The sequence below is a fragment of the Providencia sp. PROV202 genome (assembly GCF_028479565.1).
GTDB lineage: Bacteria > Pseudomonadota > Gammaproteobacteria > Enterobacterales > Enterobacteriaceae > Providencia > Providencia zhijiangensis.
In genome coordinates this window covers 1-19,292 of sequence record NZ_JAMPNV010000018.1, presented here as the reverse complement: position 1 = coordinate 19,292, position 19,292 = coordinate 1, and the positions used below count along the sequence as shown (strand labels likewise).

Genomic DNA, 19,292 nt, shown 5'->3' with positions numbered 1-19,292 from the left:
TTAAATGAAATCAAATCTTTTTAATTTACTTCGCACCAGTGTCTTATTGACCTCTATCTGTGCTATGGGCGCTACTTACGCCGCAGTGACACTGGATCGTACTCGTATTATTTTTGATGGTGATCAGCAGTCTATTAACATCACTATTCGCAATGATAACCCTGAACTGCCTTACTTAGCGCAGTCATGGTTAGAAGATGCATCAGAGAAAAAATTGGAAGCTGGCCCGATTATCGCGACACCACCGATTCAGCGTATGGAGCCAAAATCCACCAGCTTAGTGCGTTTAAGCACTGCGCCAGATATCAGTAAGTTACCTCAGGATAGAGAATCTCTGTTTTACTATAACTTGCGTGAAATTCCACCAAAATCAACAGAAGCGGGTGTTCTACAAATCGCCCTACAAAGCCGTGTAAAACTGTTTTATCGCCCAGAAGCGATTGTGGCTGATAGCAAAAAAGATTGGACAAAACAGGTGACATTAACCCCAACAGCCAATGGTTATCAACTGAATAACCCAACAAGTTTTTATCTGACTATTATCGGCATTGGTAACAGCCAGAAGCAGTCTGAGCAGAGTGACTTTGATGCCGTTATGGTGCCACCGAAATCAACCCATAACCTAAAATCAGCAAAATTTGCGACACCATATCTCACCTATATCAATGATTATGGTGGAAAGCCATCACTGGCGTTTAAGTGCCAAGCATCGCAGTGCACAGTCGCACCATAGACGTAACGGATAAACAGGAATATCAACATGAAACTGTATCACTTTGGGTTATCGCTCATGTTCGCCATGCCTGTATTGGCAGAAACGCCATCGCAACCCTCATTATTGGAAACAACAGGCACTGTTTATGTTCATGCGCGTTTTCTCATAACGCCTTGCCAGCCTAATGTGACGATGACGAGAGCAGTCAATCATGTCAATGAGCCTGTTTATCAATTTACCGTGAGTTATGCCCATTGTGTCACCCGCACTTATAACCAAACGTGGGCGCCATTCACGTTGAAATTTGCGGGTCAGCAATATGTTTTTTCAAAGCCGCAGACAAATGAAAGTATGACCTTTTTACTTCCAGCCGAGAATTCAGCACGCCGTTTGGAGATGATTTATGACTAAAACATTCGCACTTATGGTTAGCATGAGTAGCTTGTTATTCACCAGCTACGGCAGCTTGGCAAATAGCTTATCCGTCTATTTTGAAGGAACACTCGTGCCTCTTGGTTGCCGTCTATCCGATGACGATACGAAGAAAAAGGTCTACCTATCTGGCTTACGATTTTCTGAACTTGAAAATCAAGGTCGTTCTGATATTCAACCTTTTCAGTTGGATATCGTCGATTGCTCAACCGCAGCATTAAATAAGACCATCAAAATTACGCTAAATACTCAAGATACGGAAACTCACAATGGCGTCACCTATTTGAAAACAACTGGCGAGTCCAATGTGTTACTGGCGTTAACTGATGGCAAGAATGCTCAAGCGTTGAAATTTAATACCCCGATTGATATCAGTACCGTCACGGAATCGGGAAAAGGCTCCATTAATCCGCTGCAATTTGGGGTATATGCACAAAAGCCCTTTAACGGGCGGCTCAAAACAGGGAGTTTCTCATCCTTAGTCACTTTCAATCTGGACTACCAGTAGGAGAATGCAGATGAAAATATCCGGTTTTTTAGGGGCGATTTGCCTACTGATGAGCAGCTTTTCACTGGCTGATATTTTAATTACGTTGGAAACCACATTGGTGCGTCCATCCTGTGTGATCACCAATGAAAACGGTGATAAAGAACTGTACGTCAATTTTCAAAATGTCGCTTTGGACCGCCTAACAGAAGAAAAGCAAAACTTTGGGATCCTAATTAAGCAATGCGATCTGCGTAAAAACTTACGGATTTATTTGTCCCCAAAAGAGGGTTCGACCCTCACGATTAATAACGAAACGGTATTAAGCACCACGATCCAAGGTTTAGGGATCCGCTTTTCCCAAGCCAATAGAAATACCGCTATCAATCTACTGAAATGGGAGCCCATCTTCCCGTCAGTGAGTGGTGACACTGCCACATTGACCTTGCAGTCACAATTAGTTACGAATCAGTTACCAGAAACCCTTGAAGTGGGTCCATTTAGTGCGGCACTGTCAGTCATGATTGATTATCTTTAAAGTTAGGTAACGACAATGAAAAAAACATCGAAAATTTCATTAATGGCAATGGTTATGTCATTGTTTTTATACAACCAAGTTTCCCATGGATTAACCCGCTATTCGGGTAGTGGTGGCTCCTATAAAATGAACCTTGTTTCTAATAATTCTGTATTAGCCGACACCCCAACGATTGGCAGTAATGGAGAGAAATACTATTCCGTTGCTCCGCCTAATAAAGAAGGCATTGTGATTGATGAAAGCACTTCACAACCTGTTGGCACGGTGTACTGTAAAGTTAACTATTTAGAAGGTAACTACCAAAGCGGGCTGGCTTCAAGCTATGCCTTCCACCGTGTATTTTCGTATATGCCTGAAGCTGGATTTACTATCAAAGGGTTAACTGCATATAAAATTAATGGTAATACGTTTTTTACTTTGTATTCAGACAACGGAATTACCCAAGGCTGGAAAAATATTGCCGGTAATGGATGTAGTGGTACGGAAACCTCACAAAGTACTTCCTATTTTACCGTTCAATTTCCATTTGAAGTCCGTATCTATGTAAAAGAAATTCCACTGGATGGCAAAGTTGTTATTCCACCAGCAATGATTGCGGGTTATACACGTATGTTCCAATACCCAGGAACACCAGACATGTTTATTCCTGCTGAAAAATCAGGCGTGAAACTGGATTTAACTCAATCAATAATTAACTACCCATCAAACTGTAAATCCAATATTGATAACTTAAATATCAATCACAATACACTGGATGCCATTGAATTTGACAGTAAACAAACCCGCACTGCAACCTATCAATGTGATAGAAGTCAGGGGGTTAGAGTGAAATTCGCCTTAGATTATGTAACAGATAGTGATCCACAAAAGCGGGTGCCGTTAAAATCAGGCAATAACACCATTTATTCCGAGCTATCCCTGTACGATGCAGAGACCAATCAACGGGGTAAAACCATCGAAACCACCATTGAAAAAGTAAAGAATATTCAAATTGAAAGTCATCTTTACGGATTAGATGCTGAACCAGGTAAATATACCGGTAATGCGTGGTTAATTGCGACTTATTTATAATAACATGTTGTAAAAAATAATATGATTATGCTTTCTCGTGCTGTATTTATTAGTATTTTTATTATTTGGAATCTCGCCAGCATAATTTATATTGATAATTTAGGTAGTTTAAGGCAATCGCTGCCTCAAAACATTATTAGCTGGTTAGCGATTGCATTAATCATTTCCATCATTGCATTTACCGTATTTTATAGAAAAAATCGGATTTTCATTACGATTCCTGCAATGTGTTTTTGTCTAGGGCTCGTGATATTAAGTATTAATCTTTTTTATGTGCAAGAAAATACCAATATCATATTTTGGTATTGGTCTGGAATTAGTGCCGGTGTAATACTCTATATTGTCGGGCTGCAAATAAGAGAAAAATGGTTAATTCAATCTTTCTGTATTTATTGTTTCATAATTATTAATGTAATTCAGTGTCTCTTTACTATTTACCAGTATATTTTTGAAACTAATATTTTTTATTTTGCAACGGGCATGCGCTCATACGGCTTGACCCAGCAAATCACCGTTTTGTCGGTTAATATGGCAATGAGTTGCATATTATCGTTAATGGCGATGGTTTTATCGCAGTTTAAATTAGCATCAATTTTCCAAGAAAAATGCCGCACGATGCTATTGGGTATTGGCATTTTCCTTTTTACTATGATGCTAGTTATCTTGCAGTCCATGACGATAATATTGAGCTTTGCAGTGTGCGCCTTTACATTTATCTGCTTGTTTTATCAGAAAAATAAACTCAGAGTGAGTGTAAGCTACTTCATCATTGCTATTGCCGTTTTTATCGGTGTTTACTTGATTCAGTTATGTCCAAAATATATTGATAGTGAAATTATTAATCGTTTCCATATTAAACAAATGTTGAGGTTTTCCATTTCACTGTTTATCTCACCACCAACTGAAGTGTGGGAAAAACCATTAATAATGAATGCGAGCTTTGAAGCAAATCAAATTCCATTCTTGAGTTCTGATAATTACATCATGCCACATGTTTTTAATGAAATTTTACGTTGGGTGATGACAGGTGGATATATTAATCTTATTTTCATGTCATTTCTTATTACAGGAGGAATTTATGTTATTTATCAGTCAATCATTAAATATAAAAAAAATGGAAATGGATACTCAATATCGTTGGTATTAGCGCTAACGCCTGTTGTCATCAACAGTAACTTAGAGCACCCATTTTTACAGTCGGTACTGCATTGGGGAATGATTATACTATTTTTATCATTTTCAGATGCGTCATTCCCATTAAAAGAACAATCAAACTTTTATATTAACAAGCACTTATCGTTATTATTTAGCTTTAGCACTTTTATTATTGGCCTAAGCGTTTTTATTATTGGATTAAATTTATTTAATGGCCAATCTTTCTTTCACACCAATATTTTCTCATTTGCATAATGAGAAAATTAAAGGATAAACGAGGACAGCATAATGACTCTCTATGACAATCAAATCTCCAATACCGATATTGGTGCAAAAGTTCGTAAGCGCCGCCTATTATTAGGTTGGAGCGCCAGTATTCTTGGTAAAAAAACTGGCTTAAGCCAACAACAAATCTCTCGTTATGAGCGCGGAACTCAAAATTTTACGATCCACCGATTATGTATTTTTGCTAATGTGCTTCAGTGCGATTTAAATTACTTTTTAGAACGTAGGAATTCTTCGGTAACATTACCGATTAATCTGTAATGCCGCTGTATTCATACCATCGACAGCCTAATTTAGTCGCGACATAATCATGCCCTCTAAGTCTCTTTTTAGAGGGTATTTTCATTTATAAAGCAGTCTAAACTAATATCAATGACTTTTATTTATGATAAAAAATAATTTCTGGGTCATTATCATCGAGATTGTCAATCTGCCCGCTAGGAATAAAACCCGATTTTAACAGTAATTTTTGCATCAACAAATTGGATTGGTTGGTCGATGTAAATAATTTAGGGTGATGACAAATTTCCTGTAAAGCCTTCAATAATGCAAGACCAATACCTCGGTGGCGAAACCGCTCAGCAACCATAAGCATTTCAATGAAACCACAGCCAAAGAAATGGTAATTTAATACGCCATACCCCAGCACTTCTCCCTTTTCTTCCGCAAGGTAACAGCTTTGACTCATAACCCAGTCTTGAATTTGCTGCCTACGGATAGAGTCAACCATGATATAGGTATCAATATTGAGGAGTGCAGCAATATCTTGCAAAGTGGCTAGACGAATCAGCATAGTGGTTTACTCTCCATTCGTAGTGACGATCCATAGATAGAGATCATAGCGGGACGGGATGTATCTTTTGGTCGAGGCATTAAACGCGGTGATTACCCCACGGATCATCAGACAAATTAGCATCATCCATTGAATCGTCTTCTAGCATATCAAGATAAAGCGCTTCAACTTCAGCTCGTGCCCATGGCGTTCTTCGTAGGAATTTTAAGCTTGATTTGATACTGGGATCTTTGTTGAAGCAGTTAATTTTGATGATACTGCCTAATTTTGCCCAGCCATAATGGTTAACTAATTCTGTTACCTGCATTTCAAGCGTAACCCCATGTAACGGGTCTTTAGATTTATGTTCAGTCATTTGGATTACCTTATAGGGCATTTCAGAGTGTTCAAAGCACGCGAAGGTTACAAGAAAAGCAAGGCGCTCGCAATCAATACGGCAAGTGACAGGCTCCTTAGTGAAAACATAAAAAATCCCCCAGCAAGCTACCCTGCTGGGGGATGATTTATTCACAAGTTAAACTCGTAAATTACAGAACGTCTACGCAGTTCAGTTCTTTGAATGCTTGCTCTAAACGAACAACCATTGAGTCTTGTGCTTTACGCAGCCACACACGTGGATCGTAGTATTTTTTGTTTGGCTTATCATCGCCTTCTGGGTTACCTAACTGAGATTGCAGGTAGCCTTCTTTCGCTTTGTAATACTGTAAAATACCATCCCATGTTGCCCACTGAGTATCGGTATCGATGTTCATTTTGATAACACCGTAGCTTACTGCTTCTTTGATTTCAGCAGCGCTTGAACCGGAACCACCGTGGAAAACGAAATCTAAGCTGTTGTGTGGCAGGTTAAATTTCTCAGACACGTAATCTTGGGAGTTACGCAGAATTTTTGGCGTTAATTGTACGTTACCTGGCTTATAAACACCGTGTACGTTACCAAAAGAAGCCGCGATAGTGAAACGTGGGCTGATAGCGTTCAGTTTTTCGTAAGCGTAAGCCACGTCTTCTGGTTGGGTGTACAGCGCTGAGCTGTCCATGCCAGTGTTATCAACACCGTCTTCTTCACCACCAGTACAACCTAATTCGATTTCCAGAGTCATGTCGATTTTCGCCATGCGCTCTAAATATTTAGAACAGATTGCAATGTTTTCTTCCAGAGATTCTTCTGACAGGTCAATCATGTGAGAAGAGAACAGTGGTTTACCGGTTTTCGCGTAGTGTTTTTCACCCGCATCTAACAGGCCGTCAATCCATGGCAGCAATTTCTTCGCACAGTGGTCAGTGTGCAGAATCACTGGCACACCGTAGTGCTCTGCCATTTGGTGTACGTGGTATGCACCTGAAATTGCACCTAAGATAGCTGCTTGTTGCCCTTCAGCTTTCAGGCCTTTACCTGCGATAAATGCAGCACCACCGTTAGAGAACTGAACAATAACTGGAGCGCGTACTTTAGCCGCCGCTTCAAGTACGGCGTTAATTGAATCAGTACCAACACAGTTCACAGCTGGCAATGCAAAGTTATTTTCTTTGGCAACCGCGAAAACTTTCTGTACATCATCACCAGTGATAACACCTGGTTTAACAAAATCAAAAATTTTAGACATGTGAAAAGGTCCTGTGGTGAACAGGCAGCCTACGCTGCCTGTTGTGTATGAACAAATTAATTACGCTTTAGCACGTTCTTCTAGCATCACAACGGCTGAGAGCTTTTTACCTTCAACAAATTCAAGGAAAGCACCGCCACCGGTAGAAATGTATGAAATCTTATCAGCGATACCGAATAAATCGATCGCCGCTAGGGTGTCACCACCACCAGCGATTGAGAAAGCGTCGCTGTCTGCAATAGCACGAGCAACGATTTCAGTTCCCTTACGGAAGTTAGGGAATTCGAATACGCCCACAGGGCCGTTCCAAAGAATGGTTTTCGCATTTTTCAGAATTTCAGCCAGACGTTCTGCGGATTCATCACCTAAGTCCAGAATTTGCTCATCATCTTTGATAGCGTTACTTGCTTTCAGTGTTGCTTCAGCCGTTTCTGAGAACTCGGTAGCCACGCGAACATCGGTTGGCACTGGGATTTGGCAGTTAGCCAGTAATTTTTTCGCTTCTGGGATCAAGTCCGCTTCATACAGTGAACGACCCACATTGTTGCCTTCTGCTGCGATGAAAGTATTCGCGATACCGCCACCCACAATCAGTTGGTCAGCGATTTTAGACAGGGAATCTAATACGGTCAGTTTGGTGGAAACTTTAGAACCACCAACGATAGCCACCATTGGACGCGCTGGGTTACCTAACGCTTTGCCTAATGCTTCTAGTTCGTTGCTTAACAGAGGGCCTGCACACGCAACTGGCGAGAATTTAGCAACGCCGTGCGTTGACGCTTGAGCACGGTGAGCCGTACCGAATGCATCCATAACGTAGACATCACACAGTGCTGCATACTGTTTAGACAGCGTTTCGTCGTCTTTTTTCTCGCCTTTGTTAAAGCGCACGTTTTCTAAAACGACTAATTCGCCAGCGGCGATATCAACACCGTTCAGGTAGTCTTTAACTAAACGAACTGGGTTGTCTAATTTTTCTGCCAGATAGTCAACAACAGGTTGCAGTGAAAATTCTTCATTGTACTCACCTTCCGTCGGACGACCGAGGTGGGAAGTAACCATGACTTTAGCACCTTGTTTCAGTGCTAATTCAATTGTTGGTAATGAAGCACGGATACGTGCATCTGAAGTAACTTTACCGTCTTTAACAGGAACGTTTAGGTCCGAACGAATGAAAACGCGTTTACCCGCTAAGTCCAAATCGGTCATCTTAATTACAGACATGGTGAATCCTCTTGTTGATTCTCTATAAAGTTTTCATTAGCGACTGTGCAAGGTGGTCAATAGCGTATTTGTCTATTGTGCCCCGCTGTCTGTCAGACGCCAATTAGTTTAAACCTGTTGCTGCCATCGCTAGGGTTGTATCTAGCATCCGGTTAGCAAACCCCCATTCGTTATCACACCAAACCAGGGTTTTGATTAAGTTCTTGCCGCTAACTCGTGTTTGCGTGCCATCAATAATCGCGCTGTGCGGATCATGATTAAAATCCATCGAGACTAACGGTAGTTCAGTATAGTCTACTATACCACGAAAATGCCCGTGCGCGGCGCTCTGTAATAGCTTGTTGACTTTATCAACACAAACATCCGCATCGACAGTGACGCTTAAGTCAATGGCAGTAACATTGGTGGTTGGAACGCGTACAGAAATTGCTTCGAAGCTGCCTTGGAATTTTGGAAAAATTCGTGTGATCCCCGCTGCCAATTTAGTATCGACAGGAATAATCGATTGGCTCGCTGCCCGCGTTCTGCGTAAATCTTTATGGTAGGCGTCAATCACAGGTTGATCATTCATGGATGCATGAATGGTGGTGACTGTGCCCGACTCAATACCAAATGCATCATCCAACACTTTGATGACTGGAATAATACAGTTGGTGGTACAAGATGCATTGGAAACGATACTATCGCTTCTTTGTAGGCTGTCATGGTTAACGCCATACACAATGGTCGCATCGAGATCATCGGTTCCCGGATGGGAAAAGAGCACTTTTTTCGCGCCGGCTTGCAGATGCTTTAACCCATCTTCGCGAGAGCCGTAAACGCCCGTGCAATCTAACACCACATCCACACCTAACTCTTTCCAAGGTAGCTTGCTGATATCCGCTTGATGGAAAAGACGCATATTGTCATCCCCAACTTGTAGCAGATCGCCATTGAGGCGGACATCCCATGCAAAGCGTCCGTGACTTGAATCATACTTCAGCAAATGAGCGATACCTTCCGGCTCCGCTAATTCATTGACCGCAACAACGACAATTTCTGCCCGGCGACCTGATTCATATAACGCTCTGAGAACACTTCGACCAATTCGACCGAAGCCGTTTATTGCTACCCTGATTGCCATTCTACACCTTGTATCTGAGCAAAATCACACGGTTGCTAAGGATAACTGACTACCACCAACTCTACTGCTCATTTTAACTGTCAAACATCAAAAGTGTGCTTCACTCGACATTTTTAAAATTTATTTACATTATTTCAAATTCAACTGAAACGGTTCAGCTTATTGAGTTTTAGATTAAGGGATATATTTAGAGAACGCAATAGAAAAACAAGAAACGGTGCACAAAAAAACAACGCCCCAATACCAAACTTGATATTGAGGCGTAAATTAGATTAATTCACTTTATTTTCAGAGGCGCAGCCGGTTATTCGGAACACACCTCAAGCAATCAAATGAATTATTTCAGCAGAGATTTCGCAGCTTTAACGGCGTTTTCAACCGTAATACCGAACTCTTTGTACAGCTGATCCGCTGGTGCTGATTCACCGAATGAGTGCATACCGATGATAGCGCCATTCAGGCCAGTGTATTTGAACCAGTAATCAGCGATACCCGCTTCGATAGCCACACGAGCAGTTACGTTTGCAGGCAGAACGGCTTCACGGTAAGCCGCATCTTGCTTGTCGAATGCATCGGTAGAAGGCATAGAAACCACGCGAACTTTACGACCTTCCGCAGTCAGTTGCTCAGCCGCTTTCACTGCTAATTCAACTTCAGAACCGGTTGCAATAAAGATCAGCTCAGGCGTACCTGCGCAATCTTTCAGGATATAAGCCCCTTTCTCGATATTTGCTAATTGCTCAGCGGTACGAGGTTGCTGTTCCAGGTTTTGACGAGAGAAAATCAGTGCGCTTGGGCCATCTTTACGCTCAATGGCATATTTCCATGCAACTGCAGATTCCACTTGGTCACATGGACGCCATGTGCTCATGTTTGGAGTCACACGCAGGCTTGCCAGTTGTTCTACTGGTTGGTGCGTTGGGCCATCTTCACCCAGACCGATAGAGTCATGGGTATAAACGAAGATGCTGCGAATTTTCATCAGCGCTGCCATACGTACTGCGTTACGTGCGTATTCAACGAACATTAAGAATGTTGCGCCGTAAGGGATGAAACCACCGTGAAGAGCGATACCGTTCATGATTGCGGACATACCGAATTCACGAACACCGTAATGGATGTAGTTACCCGCTTTGTCTTCGTTCAGAGGTTTAGAGCCAGACCACATGGTTAAGTTACTTGGCGCTAAGTCCGCAGAACCGCCCATGAATTCTGGTAATACTTTACCGAATGCTTCTAACGCGTTTTGAGATGCTTTACGGCTTGCGATATTCGCAGGGTTTTGTTGCAGATTTTCAACGAATTTTTTCGCTTCTGCATCAAAGTTCGCTGGCAGTTCACCCGCCATACGACGTTCGAATTCTTTCGCTAATTCTGGGTGTGCTTTTGCGTATGCCGCAAATTTTTCATTCCAAGAATGCTGTTTTTCTTTACCAGCTTCGCGCGCATCCCAAGCTTGGTAGATATCCGCTGGGATTTCGAATGGACCGAATTTCCAGCCCAGTGCTTCACGAGTTGCTGCGATTTCTGCATCACCTAAAGGTGCGCCGTGAACCGCTTCGGTGCCTGCTTTGTTTGGTGAACCAAAACCGATAACGGTTTTGCACATAATCAGTGTTGGTTTATCTGATTGTTTGTGTGCTTCGTTCACTGCAGCGTTGATTTGGTCTGCATCGTGACCATCGATGTCACGGATAACGTGCCAGCCGTAAGCTTCGAAACGAGCGGCGGTATCATCAGTAAACCAGCCTTCAACTTCACCATCGATAGAGATGCCGTTGTCATCGTAGAATGCGACCAGTTTATTTAATTTCAGGGTACCCGCTAATGAACACACTTCGTGGGAGATACCTTCCATCATACAGCCGTCACCCATGAACACATAGGTGTGGTGGTCGACAACGTCATGACCTGGGCGGTTGAATTGTGCCGCTAAAGTACGTTCTGCAATCGCAAAACCCACTGCGTTTGCAATACCTTGACCTAAAGGACCGGTAGTGGTTTCAACGCCTGGCGTATAACCATATTCTGGGTGACCCGGGGTTTTAGAATGTAATTGACGGAAGTTCTTTAACTCATCAATAGATAAGTCATAACCGGTCAGGTGCAGCAAGCTGTAAATCAGCATTGAACCGTGACCGTTAGACAGTACGAAGCGGTCGCGGTTAGCCCAATGTGGATCTGCTGGGTTATGATTCATATGGTTGCGCCAAAGAACTTCAGCAATATCAGCCATGCCCATTGGTGCGCCAGGGTGCCCTGATTTTGCTTTTTGAACCGCATCCATACTTAGAAAGCGGATAGCATTAGCAAGGGTTTTACGAGTCGTCATTAGTATACTCCAAGTAGGATAGAACGTACTTAAACCAATATTCACAACGCAATAGGGAATCATTGCGGTTTATAGAGTTAGCCTCAATAATTCGAGCCGCAGGTGCATAAAAGCTTATTAGACCTACCCACAACTTGAAGTTTGGCGATGAGACCCTACGAAACTAGCGCAATTTCATCCATACAGCAATTATTTGAAACAATATGACAGCAGACTGCGGATCTTTATCGCAACCGTCAAGCTGAATCCTTTCCATTGCGCAAAATATCCCTTTGAGTTCTTCGTTTTGCGCAATTGCCTGACCGTATTAAACCTGAGTTCACCACTTAGGATCAAGGTGATTTATGCTTCTTGAGTAATTAGCCGCAATATTAGTGATATTTGGCAAATTTTTTACTGGAAAACCCGCACAAAACAACAAGGGCGCTCATCTTTGCGCCCTTGTTTTCACATTGCTTTCTTTTTGTTTTCTTTTATAGCGATTAACGCTCTGTCATCGCCTGTTTCATCCGCGTGATAGGCTTAATCAGGTAATCAAAGACGCTTTTTTCGCCCGTTTTGATATCCACCGATGCCACCATACCCGGAATGATTTCCATTTTATGGTTATTTTTATCTAATAAATAATTGGTATCCGTTTCGACAAGAATTCGGTAGAACGTCTCATCCGGATTAAGCTTCAATTCACTACGGCGATTATCATTACTCAGCGTGTCAGGGCTGATTAACTTTACCACCCCATTTAAGCCACCATAAATAGCGTAATCATAAGCAGTTACTTTCACCACCACTGGCATTCCCGGTCTTAAGAAAGCCACATCTTGCGGACGAATATAAGCTTCCACCATCAATTTATCATCGAGGGGAATGATCTCAAGGATGTCTTGCCCTGTATTCACCACGCCACCGATGGTATTGATCTTAATGTTTTTTACGATGCCGTGAACGGGTGCGCGGATCTCCGAGCGTGTAACAGGGTCTTCGCGCATGCTCATGGTCTCTTCCGCTTGATCCAGTTCCGATTCCACTTTCACTAATTCGGCGTTCGCTTCCGCAAGGTAGTTATTCATGCGTTCGTTAATTTGCGTTGCTAATTCAACAGATTGCCTTTCCATTCGCAGGATTTCCACATTGGAAACTAACCCTTCTTTCGCCAATGGTTTAGTGATAGCGATTTCTCTGTCTAATAACCCTTTGCTTTGGCGTAAACCTGCAATAGCTTGGTCACGCTGCGTTTTTTTCGCGTTGTAGGCGTTGATTTCACGCGCCACTAATTCTTGGTCGGCTATCTTTGAAAAATCAGGAGCTTCGTTGCGAGATTCGCCCTGCAAACGCGCTGAAATGGCTTCAAGGTTTTGCACTCGCGCTTGGCTTTCACGTAATAATGCCATACTGCGCGCATCATCCAGTTTCAGTAAAATTTGTCCTTTTTCAACAATATCCCCCTCTTTGACGTACATCTCTTGGATATTGCCAGGATCGATACTTTGAATAACTTGCTCGCGACTGCTTGGGATAATAGTTCCCTGCCCACGAATGATCTCTTCTAAGTTACTGTTATAGGCCCAGACCACAAAAATTGTCAGTAATAGCGCCAGAAAGATAATAGGCAAAAACAGTAAGTTACTGCGCTCTTTTCTCATTACCGATTCTAAATCGTGAGAAAAATCGCTGGAAAAAGTGCGATGCTCTTTTGGCGCTTTACCATATTGATCCATTTTAAATCGCCCCTTCTTCTTTATTAATTACGTGTCTAACCTGTGAAACGACTCGCACTTGTGGCGCAGGTTGTGGAGCGGGTTTATCTGTCGTGACCGTGCCAGTGGCTTGCTCCGTTTGTCCTAACGCTTTTAAGACTTTTTGTTTCGGACCATCAATTAAGATTTTGCCTTCGTCCATCACGATAATGCGGTCAACTAAACGTAAAATTGGCAATTTATGGGTGACGACGATCAGCGTTTTGTCTTTCGTCCACGCTTCTAGCGCATCAAGCACCCGTTTTTCGGTATCCACATCAATGCCCGTGGTTGGCTCATCCAGCAACACCACATTTGGGTTATGCAGGGTTAACTGCGCCAGTGCCACCATCTGTTTTTGTCCGCCTGAAAGCCCTAAACCATCTTCCCCTAGCGGCATATCTAAACCTGCTGGATGCTGACGAATGATTTTATCGAGCTGGAAGCGCTTGAGTGCACGCACTAAATCGTCATCGCTGGAATAGCCGTCAAGACGCGCCAAATCCAAGTTTTCACGCAGAGTTCCGAAGAATAAACGTGGCTTTTGTGTCAACATGCCGACTTTGCTTCTGAGGAAAATCGGGTCAATTTGACGAATATCGAGCTCATCTAAGCTGATATTCCCTTGCTGCTGTTCATATAGCCCGGTGAGTAATTTCAATAGTGTACTTTTCCCGCCACCAATTTTGCCGAGGATCGCAACTTTCTCTCCCGCTTTGATCTCCAAATTAATGTTGTTTAATGCTGGCTGCCCATCTTTATTATATTGATAGGTCACATTGGCCAGTCGTAATGCGCCATTAACGGAAGTCGGCGAAATGTATTTCTTATGATCTTCGCGTTCGATAGGACGGCTAAAGATATTGCGTACGCCGGCTAATGCCATACGCGCTGATTGGAAACGTGTTGCCAGACCCGCAATTTGCCCCAGTGGCGCTAATGCTCGACCAGATAAGATTACACTGGCGATCAGCGCCCCCATCGTAATACGCGAGTTCACATCGTTCGCGTGGATCAAATAAGTCCCTAAACACACTAAACCGACGGTATTCAGCTGCTGCATCGCCGCACTGAAGTTGACCATAAAGTTGGTAAGATTGCGCACCGCAATGGATGAAAATGCGGTTTTTTCTGTGAGCATTTCCCAGCGCTGTTGCGCCCAGTTCACCGCATTGTTCAGCTTTAAGGTTTCAATCCCTTCAATGGATTCCACCGCTAAACCTTGGCGTTGAGACGTCTCTTTCATTGATGCGTTGATCCCTTTTGCCAGCGGTTTTTGGATCAAAAGACCCGCGATCACCACAATCGGGATAATGGTCAGTGGCACCAATGCTAAGTAACCACCGATCATGCTGATCACGCCGATAAACAGCAAAATAAACGGCAGATCGACGAGGGCTAGTAGGCTCGCGCTGGTCATAAATTCACGAATGGATTCGAAGTCACGTAAATTGTTGGCATACGATCCTGATGAGGCTGGGCGCTTATCAAGGCGAATTCCCATCACGCGATGGAATAGCATGGCGCTGATCACGATGTCCGCTTTTTTCCCTGCGATATCGAGTAAGTAAGATCGCAACATCTTAGCGAGAAACTCAAAACTGATTGCCAGCACAACACCGATGGTCAGTACCCATAAGGTTTCGTAAGCTTGGTTTGGGATCACGCGGTCATACACGTTCATCACATACAGGGAACTGATTAAGGCTAATAAGTTGATCACAAACGATGCAATGATCACTTGGTAGTAATATTTTTTATAACGCCAAATCACTTTCCAGAAACCGTTGGTTTCGTATTTATCGATTTCCGAACGGGTTTCTGAGCGAATATTACGTTTAATAAACCAGCTGTAGCCGCTGTAATTCACTGCCAGATCTTGTACGCTTAATGTTTGACGTAAGCCTTCTTCCGTTAAGATCTCAAAGTGACGCCCATTTTCACCATCTTCAATTTTGCTGATCACCACTGATTCATTATTTGCCAATAGCGCCAGAAACGGCGCCGCAATCGCTGGGATCTTATGCAGATCGATTTCAATGATCTGGTTATCAAATTGGTGGGAATTCAACACATTCACTAACGAGGCATAATCGAAAGACTTCGACTCAGTACGCTTGGTTTGTGCTAATAAAATTTCCGGTGAAAGGGTATAACCCAAACGCTTGGTAACTAATGATAGGTTATTAATAATGTTCATAATTTATCTGGAAGCCAATTCTTGGTTCATCCATGCAGACATTTTTGCCTGCACACTGAGGTAATTAAGTGTCGCGTCACGGAAGTCGTTTTGTAAGATAACTGCACTGGTTTGAATGCTCGCCAGCTCGTTATAAGCATCGAGCAAATCAATCAAGGTGCGGCGGTTAATAGTGAACTGTTTTTCATAGTTGCTGATCACCACTTTTTGCTCGGCAATATAGGCTTTCGCAATGTTTCCTTGCTTTTCACTTTGCGCCATATTGATCGCCGCAGATTGGCTCATCTCTTTGATTTCACGGAATGTCTTTTTAATACGCTCATTGGCTGCGGACAGGGCGTACTCTTTCTGTGCTTGGCTGTAATAGCTGGCTTGGTCGAAAATATTCCAAGAAACACGTAAGAAAACTTCGCTATTATCTGGCGTCGCATTAACTTCTAAATTCAGTGCTGGCTTTCTCATGGCGCTGGCGACTTTGACTTCAGCATCAAGGCTTTGGGCATCAGCGACTTGGGCTTTATAGCTTGGATTATTTTCTAGATTATCTTCTTGAAATTTAGCTAGAATCGCACCACTGGTTGTCGCTCTGAATGGGTCAACAAATTGGTCAACGGTTAGCTGGCGCTGAGTCAAAATCGATAATTGGCTCAGGGCTAAATTCAGGTTTCTCTCTGTTTCGGCGCGGCTCATTTCCACCTTTAAAGTACGCGCTTTGACTTGCGTTAATTCGCTCATTCGACCGGAATCATATTGAACAATCGTGGTCAGTTGCTTTTCAATTTGGTGATGACGAACAAGGTTTTCATCAATCACATCAAGAGTTTCTTTGTGACGCAAAACCTGCAAATAAAGCTGGCTGATGCGCACGCTGATATCTTCTTGAGAAAGAATATATTGGTTTTCATAGTAACTTTGCTTGGACTGTTCGCGGTCAACACCCGCTTCAATTCCCCCCCAAGCATAAATGTTCATAGTCGCTTTGGTACCGAGGTGAAACCCTGATTCCATCGCGTTACTTTCGTATTTGTGTTGCTGCGCAAGAGGCTGGGTTCCCATTAAACTGATGACAGGGTAATGCCCCGCTTCCGCTGCACTGACGTTGCTTTGTGCCGCTTGATAATTGGCATAAGCCTCTTGGACTTCTGGGGCATTATCGAGTGAATCTTTTAATAGGTTTTTTAATTCAACCACATCTGCCACAGCAGAAAGGGAAAGCATCTTCACGAAGAATAACGCTAAGATGCTATTAATTAGAGATTTCATAAAGTTGGCACAAAGTAAATAAAACGGGTGTTGGCGAAATAAAAGATTGAGGGCTACCCATGGTAACCCTCAATCATTAGCCTTAAATAATGGCGTTCTGAGTTTCTTGTAATGCATCTAACGATGAATTCATGAAACCAGTAGAGTGACTTGATGTTGCATTGACATCGGTGTCTACTCCATGTAATTCCATTGCACTTTCTGGTGAGAACAATTTCAGCGCTGTTAAATCAGTATCATTTAAGCCGGTGTTGCCAGACTCTTTTAACTTACTGATATCCACTGTAATTGATGACTTACCGTTGGTACCGTCGTTATCGGTTAACGTCAGCGTAAAGGTCTCTTTTTCCATTCCTGTTGGGCGTGTTGCCCCCGGACGATAGGTTAAGTGACCAAAGTTTTTCTCGCCTAAAGAGATAGAGAGTAAACCGCCCGCATCTGTTTTAACGGCTAACTCGCCCTGACCAAAATCAACCCACATACTCTTATCAAGGTTATCCGACGTTATTCCCTTGGTTTTTGGATCGTATTTGTACGTGTGACCATCCACTTCAATGCTGATGGATTTCATGCCATCTGCGCCGAAGCTCAGAGTTTCCTTGCCATCATTCGCTTTTGAGAAGCTACTTTCGATAGTGTTTTCGTTAGGAACATATTTGCCCAGGATGTTGCCTAAAGAGCTCATATCTTTCAGAACGATGACATCGTTAGCGTCGTTGTTTTCGCCTTTTTGGCCATCAAAAGCGATAGGTTTGATAAACTCTTCACCTGTTTTGCCACCTACGCTATTGAGCATATCTTGACCAATACCAATCGCCACAGAACGAATACCTTTTTCCGTTAAGAAGGCCTTCCAGCTATCTTCACCAATATCAGTATTTGGGCTTCCTGGGATAAAACCATTTGGCGATGTTGGTGCGATACCATTTCCTGCTACAGGATCCTGGCTATTGCTTTGGTTACCGAAGTTCGGAATACCATCAGTAATGACAAACAATGTGTTATCTAGTTTCCCATTAATATCTTTCGCATCAATCGGTTCCATGCCACTACTGGATGTTTTTTGGAAAATACTGATTACCTGCTGCAATGCCGCATCATAGTTAGTATCTACACCGATAACATTCCAGTCTGGGCGTAACGTTTGAGCACCACGTAAACCTTCAATAATTTGTTTCGCTTCAGAAATGGTACACCAATATGGTTGATCCATTGGGTAGCCCGCAGCTCCACCAATTGCAGATGCTTGCTTAGCAAAACCATTAATGCTAACACGCACTTCTCCTGCATCAGCGCTGTTTAGACGCTCTTCATAGCTACTTAACACGCTGTCAATTGAATCTAACGCAGCGTCATATCGCGTTTTCATTCCTGATGCTGTATTACCGCCTTGAATACCACTGTCATCTCTACCCATGCTACTGGACAAATCTAACGAGATAATCAAGTTAGCATAAAAGGTATTTTCAGCCGGTGGTTCTACTGACAACTCAACATCCGCAGCGCTTGGCTTATCATCATGTACCACGATTTCTGTTTTTACTTCATCGGTGCCATTTTTCACACCAAACTCAATATTCAGAGAGTCTTTGCCTGCTGGGTGATCGACAAGGCCTTTGAGCTCAACTTTGTAGTCAACTGTCGTTTGACCATTATCGGTTGTGCTATTGGCTGTCAGCGTAATCACTTCTTTACCGTCAGCGTCTTTACCTACAAAACCATTATCGGTACTTTCCCAAGTGATAGGCTTACCACCGGAGGTTAATTCCGTTGTTGGCTTAGTGATCTGAATATCTTGCTCAGCAACTGGCTTATCTTCTGGGTTTGCGAGAATAACTTTTCCATCAGCAAGGATTTGAGAATCGCTCGCAGTACCATCCGTTCTTAAGCCTTTTTCGTAAACATCAACAGCTTCAGATCCTTGCTCTTTAATAGAGATAGTGACTGTTGCTGTATTTGAAACGTTACCATTCTTATCAAACACTTGGTAAGTGATGGTATCCGTGCCTGTTACACCCGGTTTTGGCGTATAAATCAGCTTTCCGTTTGCATCAATTGTGGCGCTGCCTTTTTCACCATCAGTGACGATTTTTAATGTGGACAAGTCAACGTCACCATCTAAATCACTGATGTTGTCACTCAGATCGACCGTTACTGGCGTATCTTTTAAGGTAATACCGCTGTCATTCGTTACCACTGGCGCCGCATCGATTTCAATAGTCACCGTCGCTTCGTTGGAGACATTACCGTTCTTGTCGAACACTTGGTACGTGATGGTATCCGTGCCCACTTCGCCAGCATTTGGGGTATACACCAATTTGCCGTCGACGATAG

The 19,292-nt window shown here is 42.9% G+C and carries 17 protein-coding genes; 7 read left to right on the top strand and 10 right to left on the bottom strand.

Features of this window, described 5'->3' with window-relative positions:
- The first annotated feature begins 4 nt into the window (after positions 1-4).
- Genes PR799_RS13445 through PR799_RS13415 form a run of 7 tightly spaced genes read left to right on the top strand, consistent with a single transcriptional unit; the run spans position 5 to position 4,944 of the window.
- Positions 5-733 (top strand): fimbrial biogenesis chaperone, encoded by a 729-nt coding sequence (locus tag PR799_RS13445; RefSeq protein ID WP_272522403.1) that lies wholly within the window; start codon positions 5-7, stop codon positions 731-733.
- 27 nt (positions 734-760) lie between these two features.
- Positions 761-1,126, top strand: a complete 366-nt coding sequence (locus PR799_RS13440) for a hypothetical protein (RefSeq protein ID WP_154628274.1) — start codon at positions 761-763, stop codon at positions 1,124-1,126.
- On the top strand, positions 1,119-1,655 hold the full coding sequence (locus PR799_RS13435; protein ID WP_154628275.1) for a fimbrial protein: 537 nt from the start codon (positions 1,119-1,121) through the stop codon (positions 1,653-1,655). Before PR799_RS13440 ends, PR799_RS13435 begins: the two co-directional genes overlap by 8 nt.
- Positions 1,656-1,665: 10 nt before the next feature.
- A complete protein-coding gene (locus PR799_RS13430; RefSeq protein WP_272522400.1) occupies positions 1,666-2,172 on the top strand; it encodes a fimbrial protein in 507 nt (168 codons plus the stop codon).
- Between the two features lie 15 nt (positions 2,173-2,187).
- Positions 2,188-3,243 (top strand): adhesin, encoded by a 1,056-nt coding sequence (locus PR799_RS13425; protein WP_272522398.1) that lies wholly within the window; start codon positions 2,188-2,190, stop codon positions 3,241-3,243.
- A gap of 21 nt (positions 3,244-3,264) precedes the next feature.
- Entirely contained in the window at positions 3,265-4,653 is a 1,389-nt protein-coding gene (locus PR799_RS13420) for an O-antigen ligase domain-containing protein (RefSeq protein WP_272522396.1), read from the top strand.
- Positions 4,654-4,686: 33 nt separating this feature from the next.
- Positions 4,687-4,944 carry a helix-turn-helix domain-containing protein gene (locus PR799_RS13415; protein WP_154628278.1) on the top strand — a complete coding sequence of 86 codons (258 nt, stop codon included), beginning with the start codon at positions 4,687-4,689 and terminating at the stop codon, positions 4,942-4,944.
- Between the two features lie 118 nt (positions 4,945-5,062).
- Here the strand turns inward: PR799_RS13415 and PR799_RS13410 are convergent, their stop codons facing one another.
- The 10 genes from PR799_RS13410 to PR799_RS13365 form a co-directional block, all read right to left on the bottom strand.
- On the bottom strand, positions 5,063-5,476 hold the full coding sequence (locus PR799_RS13410; RefSeq protein WP_154628279.1) for a GNAT family N-acetyltransferase: 414 nt from the start codon (positions 5,474-5,476) through the stop codon (positions 5,063-5,065).
- A gap of 79 nt (positions 5,477-5,555) precedes the next feature.
- The gene (locus PR799_RS13405; protein ID WP_154628280.1) at positions 5,556-5,831 is read right to left on the bottom strand and encodes a VF530 family DNA-binding protein; all 276 of its coding nucleotides are present in this window, start codon (positions 5,829-5,831) and stop codon (positions 5,556-5,558) included.
- Positions 5,832-6,003: 172 nt separating this feature from the next.
- Positions 6,004-7,080: a class II fructose-bisphosphate aldolase gene (fbaA, locus tag PR799_RS13400; RefSeq protein ID WP_132496207.1), complete on the bottom strand. Its 1,077-nt coding sequence runs from the start codon at positions 7,078-7,080 to the stop codon at positions 6,004-6,006.
- A 60-nt stretch (positions 7,081-7,140) separates the two neighbouring features.
- A complete protein-coding gene (gene pgk / locus PR799_RS13395; RefSeq protein ID WP_272522392.1) occupies positions 7,141-8,304 on the bottom strand; it encodes a phosphoglycerate kinase in 1,164 nt (387 codons plus the stop codon).
- 103 nt (positions 8,305-8,407) lie between these two features.
- Entirely contained in the window at positions 8,408-9,427 is a 1,020-nt protein-coding gene (gene epd, locus PR799_RS13390) for an erythrose-4-phosphate dehydrogenase (protein WP_272522390.1), read from the bottom strand.
- A 337-nt stretch (positions 9,428-9,764) separates the two neighbouring features.
- Complete coding sequence (gene tkt / locus PR799_RS13385) at positions 9,765-11,759, bottom strand: transketolase (protein ID WP_154604462.1); 1,995 nt, start codon at positions 11,757-11,759, stop codon at positions 9,765-9,767.
- A gap of 482 nt (positions 11,760-12,241) precedes the next feature.
- Positions 12,242-13,477 carry an HlyD family efflux transporter periplasmic adaptor subunit gene (locus PR799_RS13380; RefSeq protein WP_272522388.1) on the bottom strand — a complete coding sequence of 412 codons (1,236 nt, stop codon included), beginning with the start codon at positions 13,475-13,477 and terminating at the stop codon, positions 12,242-12,244.
- 1 nt (position 13,478) lies between these two features.
- The gene (locus tag PR799_RS13375) at positions 13,479-15,695 is read right to left on the bottom strand and encodes a type I secretion system permease/ATPase (protein WP_272522387.1); all 2,217 of its coding nucleotides are present in this window, start codon (positions 15,693-15,695) and stop codon (positions 13,479-13,481) included.
- Positions 15,696-15,698: 3 nt separating this feature from the next.
- Complete coding sequence (locus PR799_RS13370) at positions 15,699-16,958, bottom strand: TolC family protein (protein WP_272522385.1); 1,260 nt, start codon at positions 16,956-16,958, stop codon at positions 15,699-15,701.
- Positions 16,959-17,040: 82 nt separating this feature from the next.
- The coding region (locus PR799_RS13365; RefSeq protein WP_272522384.1) for an Ig-like domain-containing protein at positions 17,041-19,292 on the bottom strand (2,252 nt) is incomplete at its 5' end.